The organism is Mesorhizobium sp. M0518 (genome assembly GCF_040321125.1).
Lineage (GTDB): Bacteria > Pseudomonadota > Alphaproteobacteria > Rhizobiales > Rhizobiaceae > Mesorhizobium.
In genome coordinates, this window is the sequence record NZ_JAMYQY010000007.1 from 240,521 (window position 1) to 263,559 (window position 23,039).

Consider the following 23,039-nt stretch of genomic DNA (forward strand, 5'->3'; position numbering starts at 1 on the left):
GCGGCCGCTACACCCTATGTATTGCCTCCGTTGGTGACCGTGCAAGTCTTGCCCTTGCGGCAACATGGCGAAAGATTTGCCGTCGAAAGTCTTTGCCGCCGCCAGCGCTCCCAGGCGGTGTCCTGGCGCATCCCTCGGCCGCTCGGAAGCGCCGGGAACATTTATATCGTCAGCTTGGCGATCAATAAAAAAATTCGGTTGTTAATAATCTCGTGAATGGAAAAAACTGCTAATTTTTTCTGCAATTTGGCAAAATAGCGGATTTTTTTCCTGCTTCCCGCGGGGTAAGCAAACGGGGTGTTCCAAAGCCGGAAAAACGGTGCTTATATGCGCGCTTCGCGAGCCTGATAGAGGGGCTTGGAAGAACATCAGGGAGTGCTCAATGAATAAGAAGCTGACTTTTGCAGCCGCGTTGCTGGCTGCAAGCGTCCTGAGCGGCATGGCCAATGCGAAAACTCTGGTCTACTGCGCGGAAGCTTCGCCGGAAGGTTTCGATCCGGCGCCGTATACCGCAGGCCAGACGTTCGACGCGTCATCGCGCACCGTCTTCAACCGCCTTGTCGAATTCGATCACGGCAAGACGACGACCTCGCCGGGCCTGGCCGAGAGCTGGACGATCTCCGACGATGGCAAGGAATATGTCTTCAAGCTGCGCAAGGGCGTCAAGTTCGCCGCAACCGACTATTTCACCCCGACGCGCGACTTCAACGCCGACGACGTGGTGTTCTCGTTCGAACGCCAGGTCGACAAGAACGGCCCCTGGTTCCAGTACATTCCGGGCATTGCCTACCAGTATTACAATGACCAGTTCGGCGACAACATTACCAAGGTCGAGAAGGTCGATGACCTGACGGTGAAGTTCACCCTCAAGGAGCCGGCGATCACCTTCATTCCGACGCTGGGCATGGATTTCGCCTCGGTCGTCTCCAAGGAATATGCCGACAAGCTGCAGGCCGACAAGACGCCTGAGCTGTTCAACCAGAAGCCGATCGGCACCGGCCCGTTCATCTTCGTCGACTACCAGACCGACGCCGCCATCCGCTACAAGGCCAACCCGGACTATTGGGGCGGCAAGCAGAAGATCGACGATCTGGTCTTCGCCATCACCACCGATCCGGCGGTGCGCGCGCAGAAGCTCAAGGCCGGCGAATGCAACATCATGTCGTACCCGGCACCGGCCGACATCGCCGGCCTGCAGGCCGATGCGAACCTGAAGGTCGAGGAGCAGGAAGGCCTCAATGTCGGCGCGCTGATGTACAACACCCAGCAGAAGCCGTTCGACGACGTGCGCGTTCGCAAGGCGCTCAACATGGCCATCAACAAGAAGGCCATCATCGATGCCGTCTTCCAGGGCGCCGGCCAGGTGGCGATCAATCCGATCCCGCCGACCATGTGGTCCTACAACAAGGAAGTGAAGGACGATCCTTACGATCCGGATGCAGCCAAGAAGCTGCTTGAAGAAGCCGGCGTCAAGGACCTCAAGATGAACGTCTGGGCCATGCCGGTGTCGCGCCCCTACATGCCGAATGCGCGTCGCACCGCCGAGCTGATCCAGGCGGACTTCGCCAAGGTCGGCGTCACCGTCGAGATCGTCAGCTACGATTGGGGTGAATACCTTAAGCGCGCTTCCGCGGTCGATCACGACGGCGCCGTCATCGTCGGCTGGACCGGCGACAATGGCGATCCGGACAACTTCCTCGGCGTGCTCCTGAGCTGCGCTTCCGTCGGTTCGAACAACCGCGCGGAATGGTGCAACAAGGACTTCGATGCGCTCATCAACAAGGCTAAGACCGTTTCGGACCAGGCCGAGCGCACCAAGCTCTATGAACAGGCACAGGTCATCTTCAAGGAACAGGCACCCTGGGCGACGCTCGCTCACTCCAAGGTGTTCATGCCGATGCAGAAGACCGTCACCGGCTTTGCGATGGATCCGCTCGGTATCCACCGCTTCGACGGCGTCGATATCGCCGAATAAGGTTGCGAAACGGGGGCGCCACCATGTGGTGACGCCCCCACTCGCCCGCCATGCTGCGTTATATCCTCGGCAAGCTCGCCCTCATCATCCCGACCTTCATCGGGATAACCATCCTCGCCTTTGGCTTCGTGCGCATCCTGCCCGGTGATCCGGTGCTGGTGCTTGCGGGCGAACGCGGCCTGTCGCCCGAACGCCACACGGCGCTGATGCACCAGTTCGGTTTCGATCTGCCGATTTGGCAACAATACCTGACCTATCTGACGAATGTCCTGAGCGGCGATTTCGGCACCTCGTTTTCAACCAAGACGCCGGTGCTCAAGGATTTCCTGGTGCGCTTCCCGGCAACGGTCGAACTCGCCATCTTCGCCATGATCTTTGCCGTTGTCCTGGGTGTCGCCGCCGGCATCTTCGCCGCCATCCGCCGCGGCTCCTGGTTCGATCAGCTGACGATGGGCACGGCGCTGGCGGGCTATTCCATGCCGATCTTCTGGTGGGGCCTGCTGCTGATCATCGTCTTCTCCGGCACGCTGCACTGGACGCCGGTTTCCGGCCGCATCGACCTTCTCTATTTCTTCAAGCCGGTGACCGGCTTCATGACCATCGATTCGCTGATCTCGGGGCAGAAGGGCGCATTCCGCTCGGCGCTGTCGCACCTGATCTTGCCGACCATCGTGCTCGGCACTATCCCGCTCGCAGTCATCGCCAGGCAGACGCGCTCGGCGATGCTCGAAGTGCTGGGTGAGGACTATGTCCGCACCGCGCGCGCCAAGGGCCTGGCGCCGCGCCGCGTCATCGGCCTGCATGCCTTCCGCAACGCGCTGATCCCGGTCGTCACCACCATCGGTCTGCAGGTCGGCACGCTTTTGACCGGCGCCATCCTGACCGAGAGCATCTTCTCCTGGCCCGGCATCGGCAAATGGATGATCGACGCCATCTCCAAGCGCGACTATTTCACCGTGCAGGGCGGCTTGCTTTTGATCGCGCTGATCGTCATGTCGGTCAACCTCATCGTCGACGTGCTCTACGCCGTCATCAACCCACGCATCCGGGCCAACTGACATGAGCAATGAAGGCCCAGCCACCATCGAAGCCGCGACCGTCGTCAAGCCGCAGGATGCCAGGCTGCAGATGTTCGGCGAGTTCTGGCACTACTTCTCCGTCAACAAGGGCGCGGTGATCGGGCTCTTCGTCTTTGCGCTGCTGATCCTGATCGCCATCTTCGCGCCGCTGCTGGCGCCGCATTCGCCGGACGATCAGTTCCGCGACTTCTTCCTGACGCCGCCGGCCTGGCAGGAAGGCGGCAACGCGCAGTTCCTGCTCGGCACCGACGCTGTCGGCCGCGATATGCTGTCGCGGCTGATCTACGGCTCGCGCTTCTCGCTCGCCATCGGCTTCGTCGTCGTCACGTCAGCGCTGATCTCAGGCGTCATTCTCGGCCTGCTCGCCGGCTACTGCCGCGGCTGGGTTGACACGCTGATCATGCGCATCATGGACATCATCCTGGCCTTCCCGTCGCTGCTATTGGCCCTGGTGCTGGTCGCGGTGCTTGGCCCCGGCCTCGTCAACGCCATGATCGCCATCGCCTTCGTGCTGCAGCCGCATTTCGCCCGGCTCACCCGCGCCGCCGTGATGGCCGAGAAGACCCGCGAATATGTCGTCTCGGCCAAGGTCGCCGGCGCCAGCCATCTCAGGCTGATGCTGGTCACCATCCTGCCCAACTGCATCGCGCCATTGATCGTGCAGGCGACGCTGTCCTTCTCCAACGCCATTCTCGAGGCGGCGGCCCTTGGCTTCCTCGGCATGGGCGCGCAGCCGCCGACGCCGGAGTGGGGCACCATGCTGGCCGAGGCGCGCGAGTTCATCCTGCGTGCCTGGTGGGTGGTTACTTTCCCGGGTCTCGCCATCCTGATCACCGTCTTCGCCATCAACCTGATCGGCGACGGCCTGCGCGACGCGCTCGACCCCAAGCTGAAGAGGTCGTGAGCATGCCTCTGCTCGAGATCAAGAACCTCACCGTTTCCTTCGACACCGCGGCCGGACCGTTCATGGCCGTGCAAGGCATCGACCTCTCGATCGAGCCGCGCGAAGTGCTGGCGATCGTCGGCGAGTCCGGTTCCGGCAAGTCTGTGGCGATGCTCGCGGTAATGGGCCTGTTGCCCAACACCGCAACCGTCAAGGCAGACCGCATGGCCTTCGACGGCGTCGATCTCCTGAAGCTCAGCCCGTCCGAACGCCGCAAGATCGTCGGCAAGGACATCTCGATGATCTTCCAGGAGCCGATCGCCAGCCTCAATCCGTGCTTCACCGTCGGCTTCCAGATCGAGGAGGTGCTGCGCTTCCATATGGGTATGGATCGCGCTCAGCGGCGCGCGCGGGCCATCGAGTTGATGAAGCTGGTCGGCATCGCCGATCCGGAAGAACGGCTTAGCTCGTTTCCGCACCAGATGTCGGGCGGCCAATGCCAGCGCGTCATGATCGCCATCGCCATCGCCTGCAATCCGAAGCTGCTGATCGCCGACGAGCCGACGACGGCGCTCGACGTCACCATCCAGAAGCAGATCCTCGATCTGCTGGTTTCGCTGCAGGCCAAATACGGTATGGGCCTGATCATGATCACCCACAATATGGGCGTGGTGGCCGAGACCGCCGACCGTGTCATCGTCCAGTACAAGGGCCGCAAGATGGAAGAGGCCGACGTGCTGTCGCTGTTTGAATCGCCGAAGAGCAATTACACGCGGGCGCTTTTGTCGGCGCTGCCGGAGAACGCCGTCGGCGACCGGCTGCCTACCGTTTCCGACATGATGTTCGAGCCGGCGCCTTCGGCAGTTGGAGCCGCCTGATGAGCACCACGGTCCTCGAAGGCAAGAACATCGTCCGCGACTACCATATCGGTGGTGGCCTGTTCACCGGGCCGCGCACAGTGCACGCGGTCAAGGGCGTCTCGTTCAAGGTCGACAAGGGCAAGACGCTGGCCATCGTCGGCGAAAGCGGCTGCGGCAAGTCCACGCTCGCCCGCATCATCACGCTGATCGATCCGGCGACGTCAGGCGACCTGTTCATCGACGGCAACAAGGTCGACATCGCCAAGGGCGGATTGACCAAAGAGATGCGCCGCAAGGTGCAGATCGTCTTCCAGAACCCCTATGGATCGCTCAATCCGCGCCAGAAGATCGGCGACGTGCTGGGCGAGCCCCTGCTGATCAACACCGACAAGCCGGCGGCCGAGCGGCGCGACCTGGCGATGAAGATGCTGAAGAAGGTCGGCCTCGGTCACGAGCACTACAACCGCTACCCGCACATGTTCTCGGGCGGCCAGCGCCAGCGCATTGCCATTGCCCGTGCGCTGATGCTCAACCCAAGCCTGCTGGTGCTGGACGAGCCGGTCTCGGCGCTCGATCTTTCCGTGCAGGCACAGGTGCTCAACCTGCTCGCCGACCTGCAGGACGAGTTCCAGCTGACCTATGTCTTCATCAGCCACGATCTGTCCGTGGTGCGCTACATCGCCGACGATGTGATGGTGATGTATTTCGGCGAAGCGGTCGAATACGGCTCGCGCGACGAGGTCTTCGCCGACCCCAAGCACAGCTACACCAGGACGCTGTTCGCGGCGACCCCGCGCGCCGACGTCGCCTCGATCAAGGCGAGGCTAGCGAAGAAGAAAGCCGCCTGACGCCGCGGCGTCAGGCCGTAGCATTCAGCTCGCTCAGGACAGCTTGGCGATGATGCTGCGTAGCGCTTCGCCGAAGCGCCGGACTTCCTCGACTGTGTTGTAGTGGACCAGTGAGGCGCGGATGGCGCCGCTGTCCATCGATAGGTTGAGGCGCTTCATCAGCCGCGGCGCATACATGTGGCCGTCGCGGATGCCGATCTGCATCTCGGCCATCTCTTCGACGATCCGCTGCGGCGACAGTGTGCCGATGTTGAAGCAGAACGTCGGCACGCGTTCGGTGATGCGGGCCTCGTCTGCGACGCCATAGATGGTCGCGCCGCAACCTTTCAGCACCGCAAGCATCTCGCGCGCCAGCACCAATTCGTAGTCGCGGATGGCGCCCATGCCGGCAACGATGTTGTCGCGCCGCGAGCGGTTGTTGGAGGGTGCGAGATTGCGGCCGATCAGTTCCAGGTACTGCACGGCGGCATCCATGCCGGAGACGTTCTCGTAGATGAACGTGCCTGCCTCGACCTTGTAGGGCGGCTCGTTGGGGATGAAATCCTCGCGGAAGGTCGGCAGCCGTTTCAGCGTTTCGAAACGACCCCAGAGGAAGCCCATATGCGGCGAGAAATTCTTGTAGCCGGAGCAGACGAGATAGTCGCAGTCCCAGGCCTGCACGTCGATCAGCCCGTGCGGTCCGTAATGCACGCAGTCGAGGAACACTTCGGCGCCGGCCGCGTGCGCGATCTTGGCCACCGCGGCGACATCGACGATCGAGCCGATCGAGTGCGCGGTGACCGTGCAGGCGACGAGACGGGTGCGGTCGGAAACCAGCGGGCGCAGATCGTCGACATGCAGATTACCGTCCTCGCGCATCCGCCACCATTTGAATTTCGCACCGGCGGATTCCAGCGCCAGCCAGGTCGCGATGTTGGCGTCGTGGTCCATGTCGGTGATGACGATCTCGTCACGCTCCTGAAGCATCTGACCGATACCGAGGCTGACCAGGCGGATGAACGAGGTGGCGTTCATGCCGAAGCAGATTTCCGCCGGGCTATAGGCGTTGATGAGCAGCGCTACGCTTGTCCGAGCATCGGCGACCGACTGGTCGACGGTGACGCTGCGGCCATAGCGGCCGCCGCGCTGCACATTGTGCGAAACCAGATGGTTGGTCACCGCGTCGAGCACGCTTTGCGGGATCTGCGCGCCGGCGGCGTTGTCCAAAAAGATGAAGTCGCCAGCCCGCTGCAAGGCTGGAAACATGGCGCGGATGGCGTCGACGGGGAACGCGGTGGCGTTTGCATTGTCGGTTTGATGCTTGTTCACGGGTAGGCTCCTGCAAAGGACTTGAGCGGGGATCAGGTAGTGGAGGTCAGCGCTTCTTTTCGGTCTTGAAGCGCTCTTCAAGCAGGCTGACGAGGCGGACCATCGGCCAGAGGAAGATGAGGTAGACAAGCGCTGCGCCGATCAGCGGCGAGGGGTTGGCGTAGAGCGACTGCGCGTTGGTCGCTTCCTTCAAGAGTTCCGGCAGCGCCACGGTGGAGGCGAGCGAAGTGTCCTTGAACATCGAGACGCAGTTGCTGGTCATCGGCGGGATGACGACGCGGATCGCTTGCGGCAGCACCACCTTGCGCAAGGTCAGCAGGAACGGCAGGCCAAGCGCCTGCGACGCCTCGAACTGGCCGCGCGGGATGCTCTCGATGCCGGAGCGGAACACCTCCGCCGAGTAGGCCGACATGATGAAGGCGAAAGCAGTCACGGCGGAGGCCCAGGACGACAGGCGTATGCCGAGGAACGGCAGTGCATAGTAGATCAGGATCAGCACGACCAGCACCGGCAGGGCGCGGAAGATGTCGGTGTAGCCGACCGCCAGCCACCGCAGCGGCTTCGGCGCATAGAGCCGCACCAGGCTGATCCCCAGGCCGATGGGGATGCCGATGCCGATGCTCAAAATGCCGAGCAGCAGCGTGTTCAGGAAGCCGCGCAGCAGCGCCGGCAGGCTGGACATGATGACATCGGGATTGAAGAAGGTATCCAGCAGCGACATGGGAGCGTTCCCGAACCCGAGAGCAAGGATGCTCAGGTTAAAACCAATCGACCTCGCCAATGGCGAGACGGTCTGCGCGGAAGCCGGCGCTGGCGCATGAAATGAATCGTGCCGGCCTGGAAAGCCGGCACGATGTCAGCGCAGCTTTCAGCTCAGGCCTTCGGCAGCGGCATTTCCTTCATGGTCGAAGAGTCGGCGGGCGCGTCGCTGCCGAACCACTTCTTGTGGATGGCGGCCAGCGTGCCGTCCTTCTTCATAGCGCTCAGCGCGTCGTTCAGCTTGCCGAGCAGCGGGTGGTCCTTGCTCATCATCAGGCCGTATTGTTCGCCGGTCTTGATGCGCTCCTTGACGACCAGGTCCTTCATCTTGGTGAAGGAATACTCCATGCCTGGAATGTCGCTGACGGCGGCATCGACGCGGCCGGCGCTGAGGTCGAGCAGCAAATTCTGCTGCGTGTCGTAACCCTTCACGTCGCTGAAGCCGCCGGCTTCCTGATGTGCCTTGACCCAGGTTTCACCGGTCGAGCCGGACAGCACGCCGACGATCTTGCCCTTGAGGTCGGCCTCGGCCTTGATCGGGCTGTCGGCCTTGGTGGCAATGCCCATGTCGGAATCATAATAGGGCTGCGTGAACGACTGCGACTTCAGCCGCTCGGCCGTGATGGTGATCGACGAGATGGCGACGTCGATGCGCTTCGACGTGGTGGCGGCAAACAGCGCCTGGAAGCCGAGATCGGCGATGTCGGTGGTCATGCCGATGCGCTTGGCGGCTTCGTTGACGATGTCGACTTCAAAGCCTTCGAAGGTGCCGCTCTCGTTCTTGAATTCGAAGGGCGGGTTGGTCGGATAGGCGCCGACATTGAGCACATCGGCGGCATAGGCGGTGGCGGGGCCGGCGGCGATGCCGACGGCGGCGGCAAGAAGAAGCAATTTGCGGCGCGTGAAGCTCATTTGTGTTCCCTCTGTTGTTGATCGGGCGGGTTGCTCCCGCACGGTTTTTTGCCGCCCCGCTTCACGCAGGACGTCAATTCATGGCAGCGACCATGCGGTCATGGTTGGCGACGTTTTGTGTTGCAGATCGCGGATCTGCGCGCGCACTTCATCGAAGGCATGGCGCGCATTGGATGATGACTGGGGCAGTATGAACGACAAGAACTGAGACTCCCACCCGGAGCACCCACGATGGACTGGCCGGCACGATGAACTGGTCTGCACGATGGACTGGCCGGCAAGCCCGTCCGGCACGGCAATCGCCATCGACTCTGGAATGCTTATCCAAAGTGCGGCGCTTTTCAAGGCGAAAGTTTTAAGCTTAAAAAGCTGCGGTGTCCGTTGCGTGGCCGACACGGTGCGGCCCGCTGGAACCGATACCCGCGAGCGATGGCGACGCGAAGCTATTTCAGGCTTGAAATATCTCCGCGCGGGCCTAGCGTGTGCTCTCTCGCCGGGAGGTCGCGACATGAACAAACCACACCCCTTGCACGGCCCGAACAGATTGAAGCTGGGGGTCTTTTCGACCAATGCCGATGGCGGGCTGGCCATAACCGATGTGCCTGAACGCTGGACGGCAAGCTGGCAGGACAATCTGACCGCAGCCCAGATCGCCGACCGTGCCGGGCTGGAGTTCATGCTGCCGATCGCCCGCTGGCGCGGTTTTGGCGGCCGCAACAAGGTGCGGGAATGGTCGTTCGAGACCTTCACCTGGGCGGCGGCCCTTGCCATGGCCACCGAGCAGATCGGCCTGTTCATGACCGTGCATGTGCCGCTGGTGCATCCGCTCTATGCCGCCAAGGCGCTGGCGACGGTCGACCACATCAGCCAGGGTCGCGCCGGCCTGAATATCGTCTGCGGCTGGAATCCGAAGGAATTCGGCATGTTCGGCACGCCTCTGGTCGAGAAGGGCTACGACCAGGCAGCGGAATGGATCGAAATCCTCGAAAAGCTTTATGCCTCGCCCGACCCGCTCGACTATGAGGGCACCTACTACCGCCTCAAGGAAGCCGTCAGCCGTCCGGCCAGTCTGCAGGTGCCGCGCCCGGTGACCATGAACGCCGCTTTCGGCGGGCCCGGCCGCGATTTCGCCGCCGCGAGATGCGACTATCTGTTCACGACCTTTTCCGAAATGGGCGATGCCGGCAAACATGTCGCCGACATCAGCGAGCGGGCAGACAAGGTGGGCCGTGATGTCGGCGTCTACACCGTGGCGCATGTCGTCTGCCGCCCGACGATGGAAGAGGCGCGGGCATATTACACGCGCTATGCGGTCCATATGGCCGACCACGACGCCGTCGATGCCCACATGGCCGGCAAGAAGGAATTCTCGCAGTCGCACGACCCGCACGCCTATGACCGCTACCGGCAGCGTTTCGCCGGCGGCGCCGGCACCTACCCGCTGATCGGAACGCCGGAAACGATCGCCGCCGACATGGTCGCCATTGCCGGGCATGGCTACCAGGGCATCGCGCTGTCCTTCGTCAATTACACCAGGGAGTTGCCCTATTTCTGCGATCACGTGCTGCCGATTTTGCGGAAGGCGGGGCTTCGCGCATAGTAGTGGTGATCAGTTGCGGTGGATCATCGCGGATATTCGGAATTAGCCGAAGCCTCCCCAACGTCGTCATCCCTGGGCGAAGCAGGAGCGCAGCTCCCGTCGCGGAGACCCTGGGATCCATGCCGCGACTTCGGCCGTGGAGTGCAGCGGTGCAGAATTCTGGACCGTGGTGACGCTTTGGAGTCCCGGCATGGATCCTCGGGTCTGCGCCGCGTCGCTTCGCTCCTTGCTTCGCCCGTGGATGACGAAGTAATGGGCGTTTACTCCGGACGAACGAATTCCCTATTCCGGAATAACGGCAGTCGCCTGGATCTCCACCTTGGCCCGGTCTTCGACCAGCGCCACCACCTGCATGGCGGCCATCGCCGGAAAATGCCGGCCGATCACCTCGCGATAGGCCTCACCGATGCCCCTGAGATTGGCGAGGTATTCGGCCTTGTCGGTGAAATACCAGGTCATCGAGGTGATGTGCTGCGGCCCGGCACCGGCTTCCGCCAGCACCGCGACGATGTTCTGAAGCGTTTGCCGCACCTGGCCTACAAAATCGTCGGTCTCGAACTGGCATTGCCCGTTCCAGCCGACCTGTCCGCCGACGAAGACGAGCTGCCCGCGTGCCGCGACGCCATTGGCGTAGCCGACAGGTTTTGCCCAGCCTTCGGGCTGCAGAATCCTGTGCATTCAAAACCTCCCGGTATTCCAAAACCCAATTTTCAAAATCGAACGCTCGTCAAAATCTCTGCCGTCAGGCCGCGCCCATCACTTGCCGTGCAATCACCACTTTCTGCACGTCGGAGGCACCTTCATAGATGCGCAGCGCGCGGATCTCGCGATACAGGCTTTCGATGATGTGGCCCTTGCGGACACCGTCGCCGCCATGCAGTTGCACAGCCTTGTCGATCACCTCTTGCGCCTTGTCGGTGGCAAACAGCTTGGCCATCGCCGCCTCGCGTGTGACCCGCGCGGCACCCATGTCCTTGGTCCACGCAGCGCGGTAGACCAGAAGCGCCGCCGCATCGACGTCGAGCGCCATATCGGCGATATGCCCCTGCACCATCTGCAATTCGGCCATCGGCGCGCCGAACAGTTTGCGCTCGGCCACGCGTTTGATGCTTTCGTCCAGTGCGCGGCGGGCAAAGCCGAGCGCCGCCGCGCCGACGGTCGAACGGAACACGTCGAGCACCGACATGGCGATGCGGAAGCCATCGCCCGGTTTGCCGATCAGCGCAGAGGCGGGAAGGCGGACCTGGTCGAAAGACAGCCGCGCCAGCGGATGCGGCGCGATTACTTCCAGCCGTTCGGCGATGCCAAGGCCCCTGGCGTCGCCAGGCACGAGGAAGGCGGAAAGCCCCTTGGCGCCCGGCGCCTCGCCGGTGCGGGCAAAGACGACATAGAGGTCGGCGATGCCGCCATTGGAGATCCACGTCTTCTCGCCGGACAAGACGTAGCTGTCGCCGTCGCGGATCGCCGTCATCTCCGTGTTGGCCACATCCGATCCCGAGCGCGGCTCCGACAGGGCAAAGGCTGATATCGCGTTGCCGGCGCGCGTCTTCGAAAGCCATTGCTGCTGTTGCGGCGTGCCGAACAGGCTGAGCGCGCCGGTGCCGAGCCCCTGCATGGCGAAGGCGAAATCGGCCAACCCGTCATGACGGGCGAGTGTCTCGCGCGTGATGCACAAAGTGCGGACGTCGAGGGGGCCAGGATTGTCCGTGTCGAGCGCCGTCGGCTTCAGCCAGCCGTCCCTGCCGAGCTTGCTGACCAGCTCGCGGCAGGCGGCGTCGACATCATGGTGATCGACTGGCAGGTTTTTAGCGCACCATGCCTCGAGGCGCTCGGCAAGCTGGCGGTGGTGGTCTTCGAAGAACGGCCAGGAGAGGAAGGAACGGTCAGGCATGGGCGCCTCCTTCCGCGCAGCGATCCTTCACACCCCCCTCTGCCCTGCCGGGCATCTCCCCCGCAAGGGGGGAGATCGGACGTTGTTTTGGCTTTCGCCAATCTCCAAAATTGCAGTATGGGCGCTGCCAACGAAACCGCTGATCTCCCCCCTTGCGGGGGAGATGCCCGGCAGGGCAGAGGGGGGTGCCTGGGCGCAAACCGCTCATCCTCAATCCCCCTCGAACACCGGCTTTTCCTTGGCCACGAACGCCTTGTAGGCGCGCTCGAAGTCGCGGGTCTGCATGCAGATCGCTTGCGCCTGCGCTTCCGCCTCGATCGCCTGGTCGAGACCCATCGACCATTCCTGGTTGAGCTGCGTCTTGGTGATGCCGTGCGCAAAGGTCGGGCCGGAGACGATGCGCGCCGCCATATCGAGCGCGTCGGCCTCCAGCGAGGCGGCATCGACCAGCCGGTTGTAGAAACCCCAGCGTTCGCCTTCCGCCGCCGTCATGGTGCGGCCGGTGTAGAGCAGTTCGGCGGCGCGGCCCTGGCCGATGATGCGCGGCAGGATCGCGCAGGCGCCCATGTCGCAGCCGGCGAGGCCGACGCGGGTGAACAGGAAAGCGGTCTTGGCTTCCGGCGTGGCGATGCGGATATCGGAGCTCATCGCAATGATGGCGCCGGCGCCGACCGCGACGCCGTCGACCGCCGCAATGATCGGCTTGCCGCAATTCAGCATCGCCTTGACGAAATCGCCGGTCATGCGGGTGAAGGCGAGAAGCTGCTTCATGTCCATCTTGACCAGCGGGCCGATGATGTCGTGGACATCGCCGCCGGAGCAGAAATTGCCGCCATTGGACAGGAACACCACGGCGTCGACGTCATCGGCATAGACCAGGTCGCGGAATGTGTCGCGGAGTTCCGCATAGCTGTCGAAGGTCAGCGGGTTCTTGCGCTCGGGCCGGTCGAGCCGGACCTTTGCGATCCTGCCCTCGACCTCCCAGAGGAAATGCTTCGGCTTGCGTCCGGCCATTGCGGTCATTCGCGTCCCTCCCAGTTGCTGCGGAACGAGGTCAGCATGCCGGTCAGCCGGCGCGCGTCGTCCTCGCTGACCTTGCCCAGCAATTCACCGATCCAGCCTTCATGCGCCGCGGCGATGGTGGCGAAGGCCTGCGTGCCTTCCTCGGTCAGCCGCACCATCGACGTGCGGCGGTCGCCATTGCGCCTCGCGCGGGCGACAAGTCCTTCCGAAACCAGCCGGTCGACGATGCCCGTGACATTGCCGTTGGAGACCAGCAGGAAACGCGACAGGTCGCTCATCAGCATGCCTTCCGGCGCGCGATAGAGGGCGGCCATCACGTCGAAGCGCGGCAGCGTCGTGTTGAATTCCTTCTTCAGCCGCTCGCGCAGCTCGGCCTCGATCGTGCGCGAGGCGCGCAGCAGCCTGATCCACAGCCGCAAGCGGTCCTTGCCGGGTCCCGACGGCGCGGGCAGGGGGCCGGCTACCATGTTTCGCCTCCTGAGATGGAAATCGCCTGTCCGGTGATCGATTGGGCGGCGTCGCCGCACAGCCACAGCACGGCGGCGGCGACCTCCTGCGGCTGGATGAAGCGGCCTTGCGGGTTGGTCGAGGCAAGGCTTGACCGCGCTTGCTCGACCGAGCGGCCGGTCTTCTCGATGATGCGCTGGATGGACTCTTCCAGCATTTCGGTTTCCACAAAGCCTGGGCACACCGCGTTGACGGTGACGCCGGATTTCACTGTTTCGGCGGCAAGAGCCCGCATCAGGCCGATGACGCCATGCTTGGCGGCGACGTAAGACGCGACGTAGGCGTAGCCTTTCAGGCCGGCGGTCGAGGCGATGAAAACAATTCGTCCCGTTTTCCGCGCGGCCATGCCGGCCAGCGCCGGCTTCACCGTCAGGAAGGCGCCGGTCAAATTGACGTCGAGTGTTCGCTGCCAGTCGGTAAGGGTGGTTTTGTGCGCCGGCGCGCTGCCGGCCATGCCGGCATTGGCGACGACGATGTCGAACGGTCCGCGCGCGGCTTGCGCCCTCTCGTAGAGCGTCGCCATTGCCGCCTCGTCGGTGACATCGGCGACAATGCCGAAGATGCGGTCGTTCTCGCCGGCCACCTCAGTGAGCTCCGCTTCCCGGCGGCCGCAGATGGTCACGTCGATGCCGGCAGCAGCCAGCGCCAGCGCAACGGCCCGGCCGACACCGGACCCACCGCCTGTGACCAGCGCATGCTTGCCCGCGATCATGCGCCAATCCTCGAAACTTGGCGCCAAGTGCCCCCACCCCTAACCCTCCCCACAAGGGGGAGGGAGAAGGAGAAGGCTACGACAGCGCCCATCCATTGCAAACTTCTGCGGTTCCAGAGCCGATTGCGACTTGGTCCCCTTCCCCCTTGTGGGGAGGGGCTAGGGGTGGGGGTATAGCGCTGACGTGGCAAATGAAAAACAATCATACTTTCAGCCCCGCTGCCGCGTCGCGCTCGGCCAGACGGTAGAGCTGGTCGCGCCCGGGCAGATAGGGATCTGGCCATTTGACGCCACGGTCGCCGAGCGTGACGGCGGCATGTAGCGTCCAGTAGGGATCGGCGAGATGCGGCCGTGCCAGCGCCACCAGATCGGCGCGGCCGGCCATCAGGATCGAGTTGACATGGTCCGGCTCGTAGATGTTGCCGACCGCCATGGTGGCCATGCCGACCTCGTTGCGGATGCGGTCGGAAAACGGCGTCTGGAACATGCGGCCATAGACCGGCTTCGCCAGTGCCGAGGTCTGGCCGGCCGAGACGTCGCAAATGTCGACGCCGGCCTCATGCAGCAGCCGCGCGATCTCGACCGCATCGGCTGGCGTCACACCTTCGATGCCGACCCAGTCATTGGCCGAAATGCGCATCGAGATCGGCTTCTCCGCCGGCCAGGCGGAGCGCACCGCGCGGAAGATTTCGAGGGGATAGCGCATGCGATTATCCAGCGAACCGCCATAGGCATCGGTGCGCCGGTTGGTAACCGGCGTGATGAAGGACGACAGGAGATAGCCGTGCGCGGCGTGGATCTCGAGCATGTCGAAGCCGCAGCGATCGGCCATCTCGGCAGAGGTCACGAATTCGTCGCGCACGCGGTCCATGTCGGCGCGGTCCATCGCCTTCGGCACCTGATTCTGCGGCGACCACGCGACGGTCGAGGCCGCCATAACCGGCCAGTTGCCTGAGACCAACGGCACGTCGGTGCCCTCCCAGCCAAGCCGGGTCGAGCCCTTGGCGCCGGAATGGCCGATCTGGGCGCAGATCTTGGCTTCTGTCTCGGTGTGGACGAAGTCGACCAGCCGCTTCCACGCCACCTCATGTTCGGGCGCGTAGAAGCCGGGGCAGCCGGGTGTGATCCGCCCTTCCGGGCTGACGCAGGTCATCTCGATATAGATGAGGCCGGCGCCGCCCTTGGCCCGCTCGGCATAATGGGTGAAATGCCAGTCGGTCGGGCAGCCGTCGACGGCCTTGTACTGCGCCATTGGCGAGACGACGATACGGTTGTGCAGCCTCATGTCGCGCAGCTTGAACGGCGCGAACATCGGCGCGCGGCGCAGGCTGTTGCCGCCGGCGCCCGCCTGGCGCTGGAACCATTCCTCCGCACCGCCCAGCCATTCGGCATCGCGCAGCCGCAAATTCTCGTGGCTGATGCGCTGCGAGCGGGTCAAAAGCGAGTAGTTGAACTGCACCGGATCGAGGCCGAGATAGCGCTCGACCTCCTCGAACCATTCCAGCGAATTGCGCGCCGCCGATTGCAGCTTCAGCACCTCGGTGCGGCGGGCATCCTCATATCTACGGAAGGCGGCGTCGAGGTCCGGCTCGGTTTCGACATACTCGGCCAGAGCCACGGCACTTTCCAGTGCCAGCTTGGTGCCGGAGCCGATCGAGAAATGCGCCGATGCCGCCGCATCGCCCATCAGTGCCAGATTCTTGTAGGACCAGCGCTCGCACAGCACGCGCGGAAAATTGATCCAGGCGGAACCACGGATATGGTTGGCATTGGTCATCAGCGCGTGGCCGCCGAGATGTTTTTCGAAGATCCGCTCACAAACGGCGATCGATTCCTGCTGCGACATCGCGCCGAAGCCGAAAGCAGTCCAGGTCTGTTCGCTGCACTCGACGATGAAGGTCGCGGTGTCGCTGTCGAACTGGTAGGCGTGCGCCCACACCCAGCCATGCTCGGTCTTCTCGAAGATAAAGGTGAAGGCGTCGTCGAACTTCTGGTTGGTGCCGAGCCAGACGAACTTGCATTTGCGAGTGTCGATGTCGGGCTTGAAGATGTCGACGAAACTGTTGCGCGCCCTGGAGTTCAGGCCGTCGGCCGCGACGACCAGATCATGCGTCTCCATGTAGGGCTTGGGATCTGCAATGTCGGTCTCGAACATCAGCTTGACGCCGAGTTCGCGCGCCCGGCGCTGCAGCAGGACCAGCAGCCGCTTGCGGCCGATGCCGCAGAAACCGTGCCCTGATGAGACCGTGCGCACGCCGTTATGGATGACGGCGATGTCGTCCCAATACGCAAAGTGCTTCTTGATCCAGACGGCACTGACCGGATCGTTTTTCGACAGATTGTCGAGCGTCTCGGCCGACAGCACGACACCCCAGCCGAACGTGTCGTCGGCGCGGTTGCGCTCGAACACCGTCACATCATGCGCGGCGTCCCTGAGCTTCATAGAAATGGCAAAGTAGAGGCCGGCTGGTCCACCGCCGAGAACCGCAACCTTCATGTCTGCGATCTCCTCTTCGCTTGCTGGTTTCGAGTATCGCGCCGAAGGTAAATTATTTCAAGCTTAAAGTTTCATATCGAAATGATTCAACGTCGCATTTGTGTGGCGTGCTTGCAGAGCATCCGCAAGCACGCGTTTCCATCATTTTCCCGGGTTCTTCGGGCTCCACAAAACGGTCTCGGCACCCTTCTCGTAAGCCATGCCCGAGGGATAGCTGATCGCTTCCAGTTGCAGCCCCCACGGCGCCTGGAAGTAGAGGATGGTCTGGCCGGCGGCCGGCCCTTCATTGACCGGCAACGGCCCCATCCGCGTCTTGACGCCCCTACCGTCGAGATAGGCCTTGGCGGCGGCGACGTCGTCGACATAGAAGGCGATGTGGAAGCCGCCTATGTCGCTGTTCTTCGGCGTCAGGTTCTTCTGGTCGGGCGCGGTGTATTTGAACAGCTCGATGTTCGATCCATAGCCGCAACGCACCATGGTGACCTGCTCAATGACTGCCTTGGGATCGACGCCCAGGAGATCCTGCATGAAGGTGCCCTTGTCGTCGGCGAACGGGCCGAACGACATCGCCTTCTTGCAGCCGACCACCTCGGTGAAGAAGTCGACCGCCTGCTTCATGTCGGGAACGGTGATGCCGGTGTGGTCGTGGCCGCGCATGCCCGGGATCGAATCCGCCGAGGCCATGCCGGCGCTGCCGAGCATCGCGGCGGCGAGCGTTGCAATTGCGATTTTGGTCTTCATGTCAGTCCTCTCCATTTGACGGGACTTGGGTCTTTGTGGTCGCACGTCCGAGGCCCGCTCTTCGGCGTGCGTATGCATTCATGTCGGCGTCTTGGCGGCGGCAGGAATGTCCAGCCAGCTCGCATCGATCTCGGGCAGCGGAATGGCTGCGATCAGGTCGCGCGTGTAGGCCTGCTGCGGCTTGTCGAACAGGGCGTCGGTGGCGCTCGCTTCGACGATCATGCCTTCGCGCATGACGATCACTTGCCGGCACAGCCGCCGAATAACAGACAGATCGTGGCTGATGAAAGCGATGGTCAGCCCCATTTCCGCCGCCAGCTTTTCCAGCAGCGTCAGGATCTGCGCTTGCGTCGATACGTCGAGGCCGGAGACGATCTCGTCGGCCAGCACGAATTTCGGCGACAGCGCCAGAGCGCGCGCAATGCCGACGCGCTGGCGCTGGCCGCCCGACAGTTCGTGGCGGTAGCGGCTGGCAAAACTCTGCGGCAGGCCGACACGCTGCAGCGCCTCGGCGACGCGTGCCTTCAGATTGTCGCCAAGGCCGTTCTGTTTCAGCGGCGCGGCGATGATGCTGGCAATGGTGCGGCGCGGGTTGAGCGACGACATCGGATCCTGGAAGATCATCTGCAGATTGCGGCGCAGCGGCCGCAGTTCGGCTTCCGGCAGATGGGTGATGTCGCGGCCGTCGAAAGTGATGCTGCCTGCGCTGGGTTCCAGCAGGCGTACCAAAGCGCGGCCGAGCGTTGATTTTCCCGATCCGGATTCGCCGACGATGCCGGTCACCGAGCTCTTGGGCAGGTCGAAGTCCAGGCCCTTCAGGATTTCGACCAATGGCGCGCGGCCGATCAGTGGCTTGCGCGTCATGTCGGGCAGCGCGACCTTCAGCCCGCGCACGGAGAACAGTGGCTCAGCCATGCGGCCGCCTCCAGGCTTGGTCGGCGGCAGCGATCTCCGAAGCAAGCCCGGCCAGAACCGCCTCGTCCACCGGCTTCAGCGAGGCGAAAGGATCGGTGTAGCGTGGCGTCGCCGCCATCAGCGCTCGTGTATAGGGGTGCTGCGGCGCGGCGAAGAGCGCTGCGGTCTCGGCCTCCTCCACCACCTTGCCGGCATAGAGCACCGATACCTTCTGGCTGATCTTGGCGACGACGCCGAGGTCATGGGTGACGAACAGGATCGCCGTGCCGTGCTCGCGCTGCAACTGCACGATCAGCCGCAGGATCTGTTTTTGTACGGTCACATCGAGAGCCGTGGTCGGCTCGTCGGCGACGATCAGCCTTGGCTCCGCGGCGAAGGCGGCGGCGATCAGCACGCGCTGGCGCATGCCGCCTGACAGTTCGTGCGGATAGCTTTTCAGCACACGGTCGGGATCGCGGATTTGCACCTCGTCCAGCAATTGCCGAATGCGGGTATCGGCCCTCTCGCCACTCCAGCCGAGGATGCGCACCAGCCGGTCAGTCATCTGCGAGCCGACGCGGCGCGACGGGTTAAGCGCTGTCAGCGGGTCCTGCGGGATCAGCGCCGTGCGTGCCCCGATCAGCGTGCGCCGTGCCTTGGGCGGAAGCTTGCCGAGGTCTTCGCCTTCAAGCCGCATGTCGCCTTCGACAATGCGCACACTCGAAGGCAGGACGCCGAGCACCGCCTTGCCGATCATCGTCTTGCCGGCGCCGCTTTCGCCGACCAGCGCGCAGACTTCACCGGGCTGGACCGCAAGCGACACCGATCGCAGCACGCGCTGGCCGTTGGGCAGCACCGCGCTCAGATCCCTGATGTCGAGACAGCCGCTCATCGCAGCACCGGATCGAAACGCGTCTTCAGCGCCTCGCCGAACTGGCTGAACGACAGCACGGTCAGGATCAGCGTAATCAGCGGGAACACCAGCACCCACCAGGCCTGATGGATCGACAGCCGGCCCTCGGCGATGATGCCGCCCCAGGTCGGATCGTCGGTCGAGATCGACAGATTGACGAAGGACAGGATCGCCTCGACGATGACGGCGATGCCCATTTCCAGCGACAGCAATGCGACGATCGACGGCACCACATTGGGCAGCACTTCGCGCAGCATGATGCCGATGCGGCCATAGCCGGCGATGCGGGCGTTCTCGACATAGTCCATGCGCGACTGACCCATCGTCTCGGCACGGATCACCCGGCAAAAACGCGTCCAGTCGATGATGGCGATGGCCAGGATGACGGAACTCAAGCCCGTGCCAAGCACCGCCACGAGCAATATGGCGAACAGCACCGGCGGAAACGCCATCCAGACATCGACGACGCGCGAGATGATGCGGTCGGCCCAACCGCCGAAATAGCCTGCGATCAGGCCGAGCGTCGAACCGACCAGGCACGCAGCGATGGCTGCGGAAAAGGCGACGATGAAGGCGATGCGGCCGCCGAAGATCAGCCTCGACAACAGATCGCGGCCGAGGCTGTCGGTGCCGAGCCAATAGCCGGGTTCGGCGCCATTCATCCAGAATGGCGGCAGCCGTTCCAGCATCAAATCCTGCGCCAGTGGGTCCTGCGGCCCGACCAGCGGTGCGAAGATCGCGGCCAGCAGCGCCAGCAGCAGCCAGCCGCCGGCAAGCCACAAACGTGGCGACACACCTCGCCTTTGAGCACGACCCTCATCCATGGCGTAGCCTCGGATTGAGCAGCGCGTACATCATGTCGACGCTGAGGTTGATCAGCACGAACAGCAGCGCGAAGACCAGCACGATGCCTTGAATCAAAGGCAGGTCGCGGTTGATGACGGCGTCGATCGCCATGTTGCCGAGGCCTTCATAAGAAAACAGCCGTTCGACGATGACCGTGCCGCCAATGAGAAAGGTGAACTGCACACCGACCAGCGTCAGCGTTGGCAGCGCGGCGTTCTTCAGCGCCTCGCGCAGGATGACCTGCGTTTCCGAGAACCCCTTCACCCGAGCCAGCACGACATAGTCGAGGTCGAGCACTTCCTTCAGCGACTGTTTCAACAGCTGCGAGATGATTGCCGCCAGCGGCAGCGCCAGCGCCACCGCCGGCATCAGCATGTGCTTCAGGAGGTCCCAGGTCAGGTCGAGGCGCAGGCGCAACAGGCTCTCGAACAGATAGAACTGGGTGACGAAAGGCAGGTCGAGCTGCGGCGACACCCGGCCGGAAATGTCGAAGATCGGCACCAGCACGCCGAACAGCAGGATCAGCACCAGGCCCCACAGGAAGTCGGGAATGGAGAGCGCCGCGCCGCTGGCGATGTCGATGCCGGCCTCGACCGCCGTGCCGCGCTCGCGCGCGCCGATGATTGCCGTCGTGCCGCCGAGCGCCACCGCTATGATGAGCGCGACGATGGCAAGCTCCAGCGTCGCCGGCAGCCGGTTGAAGACGAGACCCAGCACATCCTGCCGCAGCGAGATCGAGGTGCCGAAATCGCCCCTGGCGACGCCCGACAGCCAAATGAAGAATTGTTGCACGATGGTCTTGTCGAGCCCATAGAGCGCCCGCAGCCGGGCGAGGTCGGCATCCGTCGCGCCGGGCGGCAGCATCATGGCGATAGGATCGCCGGGCGCGACGCGGATCACGACAAAGACGACGACGGCCACGCCGAACAGCGTGATCAGCATCGTCAGCAGACGGATCAGGAATCTTTGTAGGAGCATTCCGGCGTAGGCCTACTGCGTTCGGTGGCTGATGGAACGAACAGCCCCCTCATCCGGCCGCTTCACGGCCACCTTCTCCCCGAGGGGAGAAGAGGTCGCCGACGGCTGAGCCAAGTCTCTTCTCCCCAGCGGGGAGAAGGTGGCCCGAAGGGCCGGATGAGAGGGCCTGCGTCGTTAAAGAAGACACGCTACCTCACGACAGCGTGCCTTCCCATATCGGTCAGGCCGGGGTCATCAGGGCCGGCAGCAGCGCGCCGGACACATGCTGCACCACATTGACGCCCTTGGCATGCACGATCGGCTGCGCATACTGCATCAGCGGCAGCACATAGGCCTGCTCGGCGATGTATTTGTCGACCGCCTTCCAGCCGGCGATGCGCTTGGCCTCGTCCTTTTCGCCCCACAGCGGATTGATCATGTCGATCAAATCCTGGCTGTCCCACACCGAATGCGGGCTCGGGCCGTACATGGCAAAGCCGGTCGAGGTGGTCGGATCGCCGATGGCATTGCCCCAATTGTAGAAGGCCGCCGGCGCCAGCTTGTCGGCGGCGCGAAGTTCGTAGTGCTTGGCGATCTCGTAGACTTCGATCGTCGCCTCGATGCCAACCTTGCGCCACATGCCGACGATCGCCTGGACCATCTCATAGTCCTTGGGTTTGAAGCCCTTGGTCGTCTGGATGGTGAACTTGACCGGCTTTTCCGGCGAATAGCCGGAAGCGGCCAGCAATTCCTTGGCCTTTTCCGGATTGTGCTCGACCTTGATCGACGCGTCGTAGGATGCGTATTCCGGCGTTTCCAGCGTATCGATCGGCTGGCCGTAGCCGCGCAGCAGCCGATCGACCAGCAGCTTCTTGTCGACGGCCATCACGGCGGCCTGGCGGACGTTCTTGTCCAGCATCGCCTCGATGTCGTTGAAGAAGATCATGCCGATGTCGGAAACGTTCTTGCACGAGCCGGCCAGCCCGTCCTTGGCGATCAGCCGGTCATACTCCTCATAGGGGATTTCGAGCGTCACCTGCGAGGAGCCGGATTCGATCTCGGCGACGCGGCTTGCCGCGTCGGCGACGAACTTGATCGTCACATTCTCGAAGGCCGGCTTGCCGCCCCAATAGTTCGGATTGGCTTTCAGCCGCAGGAACGCGTTGCGCTCGAATTTTTCGACCATGTAGGGGCCGGTGCCGATCGGCGCCTTTTCGAAGCCTTCGGCGCCGACCTTTTCGTAGTAGGCCTTCGGCATGATGTAGCCGGTCAGGAACGACATCCATTTGAAATACACCGGGTCGAACTGCACCACGTCGCCGGTGATCTTGTTGCCGTCGATCTTGAAGTTGTTGACATTCTTCCAGACGAACTGGATCGGGTTGCCGGTCTTTTCGTCACCTGCCCGCTGCAGCGACCAGACCACATCCTCTGGCGTGAACGGCGAGCCGTCATGCCAGGTCACGCCTTCGCGCACCGTCATCGTGATCTTGGTGCGGTCGTCGTTCCAGCCCCACTCGGTGAGCAGGCCCGGCGCGAAGGACAAATCGGGCTTCTGCGGGATGAACTGGTCGAACACCGACTGGTAAAGCCCCTGGATGGTCGGGTTGACGGCCGAGGGGCCGGTGGTTGGATCCCAGGATGGCAGGTTGACGTTGTAGGCGATGGTCAGTTCGCCGGCAGCCGCCTTGGCGATCTGCGGCAGGCCGACGGCGGCCACCCCGAGTGCCGCGGCGCTGTATCCCAGCAATTCACGTCTGTTGATTGTCATGGTCGTTCCCCTTGTTGGTTTTGTTTCTGCGCGCGGCGTCTTAGGTCATTGGTTCAGGCTTCT

22 protein-coding genes are annotated in these 23,039 nt (G+C 63.3%); 6 read left to right on the forward strand and 16 right to left on the reverse strand.

Annotated features, from left to right (window positions below; genetic code table 11):
* Positions 1-382: 382 nt before the first annotated feature.
* From NKI66_RS12915 to NKI66_RS12935, 5 genes are all read left to right on the forward strand, one after another.
* Positions 383-1,975: an ABC transporter substrate-binding protein gene (locus tag NKI66_RS12915; RefSeq protein WP_023811486.1), complete on the forward strand. Its 1,593-nt coding sequence runs from the start codon at positions 383-385 to the stop codon at positions 1,973-1,975.
* Between the two features lie 50 nt (positions 1,976-2,025).
* The gene (locus tag NKI66_RS12920) at positions 2,026-3,033 is read left to right on the forward strand and encodes an ABC transporter permease subunit (RefSeq protein ID WP_023811485.1); all 1,008 of its coding nucleotides are present in this window, start codon (positions 2,026-2,028) and stop codon (positions 3,031-3,033) included.
* Between the two features lie 70 nt (positions 3,034-3,103).
* Positions 3,104-3,958, forward strand: coding sequence for an ABC transporter permease subunit (locus tag NKI66_RS12925; RefSeq protein WP_224618710.1), 855 nt, complete (start codon positions 3,104-3,106; stop codon positions 3,956-3,958).
* 2 nt (positions 3,959-3,960) lie between these two features.
* Positions 3,961-4,815, forward strand: coding sequence for an ABC transporter ATP-binding protein (locus NKI66_RS12930; protein ID WP_023811484.1), 855 nt, complete (start codon positions 3,961-3,963; stop codon positions 4,813-4,815).
* Positions 4,815-5,645: a dipeptide ABC transporter ATP-binding protein gene (locus NKI66_RS12935; protein WP_023811483.1), complete on the forward strand. Its 831-nt coding sequence runs from the start codon at positions 4,815-4,817 to the stop codon at positions 5,643-5,645. Before NKI66_RS12930 ends, NKI66_RS12935 begins: the two co-directional genes overlap by 1 nt.
* Positions 5,646-5,678: 33 nt before the next feature.
* Here the strand turns inward: NKI66_RS12935 and NKI66_RS12940 are convergent, their stop codons facing one another.
* The 4 genes from NKI66_RS12940 to NKI66_RS12955 form a co-directional block, all read right to left on the reverse strand.
* Positions 5,679-6,953, reverse strand: coding sequence for a cysteine desulfurase-like protein (locus NKI66_RS12940; RefSeq protein WP_023811482.1), 1,275 nt, complete (start codon positions 6,951-6,953; stop codon positions 5,679-5,681).
* Positions 6,954-6,999: 46 nt separating this feature from the next.
* Positions 7,000-7,674 (reverse strand): amino acid ABC transporter permease, encoded by a 675-nt coding sequence (locus tag NKI66_RS12945; RefSeq protein WP_023811481.1) that lies wholly within the window; start codon positions 7,672-7,674, stop codon positions 7,000-7,002.
* A 152-nt stretch (positions 7,675-7,826) separates the two neighbouring features.
* A complete protein-coding gene (locus NKI66_RS12950; protein ID WP_023811480.1) occupies positions 7,827-8,624 on the reverse strand; it encodes an ABC transporter substrate-binding protein in 798 nt (265 codons plus the stop codon).
* Between the two features lie 78 nt (positions 8,625-8,702).
* Positions 8,703-9,020: a hypothetical protein gene (locus NKI66_RS12955; RefSeq protein ID WP_164893002.1), complete on the reverse strand. Its 318-nt coding sequence runs from the start codon at positions 9,018-9,020 to the stop codon at positions 8,703-8,705.
* Positions 9,021-9,132: 112 nt separating this feature from the next.
* On the opposite strand from NKI66_RS12955, the gene NKI66_RS12960 reads away from it, so the two are divergent.
* Complete coding sequence (locus tag NKI66_RS12960; RefSeq protein ID WP_023811479.1) at positions 9,133-10,224, forward strand: LLM class flavin-dependent oxidoreductase; 1,092 nt, start codon at positions 9,133-9,135, stop codon at positions 10,222-10,224.
* 282 nt (positions 10,225-10,506) lie between these two features.
* Here the strand turns inward: NKI66_RS12960 and NKI66_RS12965 are convergent, their stop codons facing one another.
* The 12 genes from NKI66_RS12965 to NKI66_RS13020 all read right to left on the reverse strand — a co-directional run bounded on the left by NKI66_RS12965 (position 10,507) and on the right by NKI66_RS13020 (position 22,976).
* Complete coding sequence (locus NKI66_RS12965) at positions 10,507-10,902, reverse strand: RidA family protein (protein ID WP_023811478.1); 396 nt, start codon at positions 10,900-10,902, stop codon at positions 10,507-10,509.
* 64 nt (positions 10,903-10,966) lie between these two features.
* Positions 10,967-12,115 carry an acyl-CoA dehydrogenase family protein gene (locus NKI66_RS12970; RefSeq protein ID WP_023811477.1) on the reverse strand — a complete coding sequence of 383 codons (1,149 nt, stop codon included), beginning with the start codon at positions 12,113-12,115 and terminating at the stop codon, positions 10,967-10,969.
* Between the two features lie 210 nt (positions 12,116-12,325).
* Positions 12,326-13,138 (reverse strand): enoyl-CoA hydratase family protein, encoded by an 813-nt coding sequence (locus NKI66_RS12975; protein ID WP_023811476.1) that lies wholly within the window; start codon positions 13,136-13,138, stop codon positions 12,326-12,328.
* Positions 13,135-13,605, reverse strand: coding sequence for a MarR family winged helix-turn-helix transcriptional regulator (locus NKI66_RS12980; RefSeq protein ID WP_023811475.1), 471 nt, complete (start codon positions 13,603-13,605; stop codon positions 13,135-13,137). Before NKI66_RS12980 ends, NKI66_RS12975 begins: the two co-directional genes overlap by 4 nt.
* On the reverse strand, positions 13,599-14,357 hold the full coding sequence (locus tag NKI66_RS12985) for an SDR family NAD(P)-dependent oxidoreductase (RefSeq protein WP_023811474.1): 759 nt from the start codon (positions 14,355-14,357) through the stop codon (positions 13,599-13,601). The genes NKI66_RS12980 and NKI66_RS12985 overlap by 7 nt, the downstream gene beginning before the upstream one ends.
* A gap of 202 nt (positions 14,358-14,559) precedes the next feature.
* On the reverse strand, positions 14,560-16,854 hold the full coding sequence (locus NKI66_RS12990; RefSeq protein ID WP_352751796.1) for a bifunctional salicylyl-CoA 5-hydroxylase/oxidoreductase: 2,295 nt from the start codon (positions 16,852-16,854) through the stop codon (positions 14,560-14,562).
* 141 nt (positions 16,855-16,995) lie between these two features.
* Complete coding sequence (locus NKI66_RS12995) at positions 16,996-17,595, reverse strand: VOC family protein (RefSeq protein WP_023811472.1); 600 nt, start codon at positions 17,593-17,595, stop codon at positions 16,996-16,998.
* Positions 17,596-17,673: 78 nt separating this feature from the next.
* Positions 17,674-18,510, reverse strand: a complete 837-nt coding sequence (locus tag NKI66_RS13000) for an ATP-binding cassette domain-containing protein (protein ID WP_023811471.1) — start codon at positions 18,508-18,510, stop codon at positions 17,674-17,676.
* Complete coding sequence (locus NKI66_RS13005) at positions 18,503-19,381, reverse strand: ABC transporter ATP-binding protein (RefSeq protein WP_023811470.1); 879 nt, start codon at positions 19,379-19,381, stop codon at positions 18,503-18,505. Before NKI66_RS13005 ends, NKI66_RS13000 begins: the two co-directional genes overlap by 8 nt.
* Complete coding sequence (locus NKI66_RS13010; protein ID WP_352439690.1) at positions 19,378-20,226, reverse strand: ABC transporter permease; 849 nt, start codon at positions 20,224-20,226, stop codon at positions 19,378-19,380. Before NKI66_RS13010 ends, NKI66_RS13005 begins: the two co-directional genes overlap by 4 nt.
* Entirely contained in the window at positions 20,219-21,226 is a 1,008-nt protein-coding gene (locus tag NKI66_RS13015) for an ABC transporter permease (RefSeq protein WP_023811468.1), read from the reverse strand. Before NKI66_RS13015 ends, NKI66_RS13010 begins: the two co-directional genes overlap by 8 nt.
* Before the next feature lie 220 nt (positions 21,227-21,446).
* Entirely contained in the window at positions 21,447-22,976 is a 1,530-nt protein-coding gene (locus NKI66_RS13020) for an ABC transporter substrate-binding protein (RefSeq protein WP_023811467.1), read from the reverse strand.
* Positions 22,977-23,039 lie beyond the last annotated feature (63 nt).

Excerpts from the sequence above, each read along its gene's own strand:
- NKI66_RS12985 (WP_023811474.1), bottom strand. The coding sequence starts at position 14,357 with ATGATCGCGGGCAAGCATGCGCTGGTCACAGGCGGTGGGTCCGGTGTC.
- NKI66_RS12920 (WP_023811485.1), top strand. The coding sequence starts at position 2,026 with ATGCTGCGTTATATCCTCGGCAAGCTCGCCCTCATCATCCCGACCTTC.
- NKI66_RS12990 (WP_352751796.1), bottom strand. The coding sequence starts at position 16,854 with ATGAAGGTTGCGGTTCTCGGCGGTGGACCAGCCGGCCTCTACTTTGCC.
- NKI66_RS12915 (WP_023811486.1), top strand. The coding sequence starts at position 383 with ATGAATAAGAAGCTGACTTTTGCAGCCGCGTTGCTGGCTGCAAGCGTC.
- NKI66_RS12965 (WP_023811478.1), bottom strand. The coding sequence starts at position 10,902 with ATGCACAGGATTCTGCAGCCCGAAGGCTGGGCAAAACCTGTCGGCTAC.
- NKI66_RS12930 (WP_023811484.1), top strand. The coding sequence starts at position 3,961 with ATGCCTCTGCTCGAGATCAAGAACCTCACCGTTTCCTTCGACACCGCG.
- NKI66_RS12950 (WP_023811480.1), bottom strand. The coding sequence starts at position 8,624 with ATGAGCTTCACGCGCCGCAAATTGCTTCTTCTTGCCGCCGCCGTCGGC.
- NKI66_RS12980 (WP_023811475.1), bottom strand. The coding sequence starts at position 13,605 with ATGGTAGCCGGCCCCCTGCCCGCGCCGTCGGGACCCGGCAAGGACCGC.
- NKI66_RS12935 (WP_023811483.1), top strand. The coding sequence starts at position 4,815 with ATGAGCACCACGGTCCTCGAAGGCAAGAACATCGTCCGCGACTACCAT.
- NKI66_RS12995 (WP_023811472.1), bottom strand. The coding sequence starts at position 17,595 with ATGAAGACCAAAATCGCAATTGCAACGCTCGCCGCCGCGATGCTCGGC.
- NKI66_RS12925 (WP_224618710.1), top strand. The coding sequence starts at position 3,104 with ATGTTCGGCGAGTTCTGGCACTACTTCTCCGTCAACAAGGGCGCGGTG.
- NKI66_RS13000 (WP_023811471.1), bottom strand. The coding sequence starts at position 18,510 with ATGGCTGAGCCACTGTTCTCCGTGCGCGGGCTGAAGGTCGCGCTGCCC.
- NKI66_RS12975 (WP_023811476.1), bottom strand. The coding sequence starts at position 13,138 with ATGACCGCAATGGCCGGACGCAAGCCGAAGCATTTCCTCTGGGAGGTC.
- NKI66_RS13020 (WP_023811467.1), bottom strand. The coding sequence starts at position 22,976 with ATGACAATCAACAGACGTGAATTGCTGGGATACAGCGCCGCGGCACTC.
- NKI66_RS13015 (WP_023811468.1), bottom strand. The coding sequence starts at position 21,226 with ATGCTCCTACAAAGATTCCTGATCCGTCTGCTGACGATGCTGATCACG.
- NKI66_RS13010 (WP_352439690.1), bottom strand. The coding sequence starts at position 20,226 with ATGGATGAGGGTCGTGCTCAAAGGCGAGGTGTGTCGCCACGTTTGTGG.
- NKI66_RS12970 (WP_023811477.1), bottom strand. The coding sequence starts at position 12,115 with ATGCCTGACCGTTCCTTCCTCTCCTGGCCGTTCTTCGAAGACCACCAC.
- NKI66_RS13005 (WP_023811470.1), bottom strand. The coding sequence starts at position 19,381 with ATGAGCGGCTGTCTCGACATCAGGGATCTGAGCGCGGTGCTGCCCAAC.
- NKI66_RS12960 (WP_023811479.1), top strand. The coding sequence starts at position 9,133 with ATGAACAAACCACACCCCTTGCACGGCCCGAACAGATTGAAGCTGGGG.
- NKI66_RS12945 (WP_023811481.1), bottom strand. The coding sequence starts at position 7,674 with ATGTCGCTGCTGGATACCTTCTTCAATCCCGATGTCATCATGTCCAGC.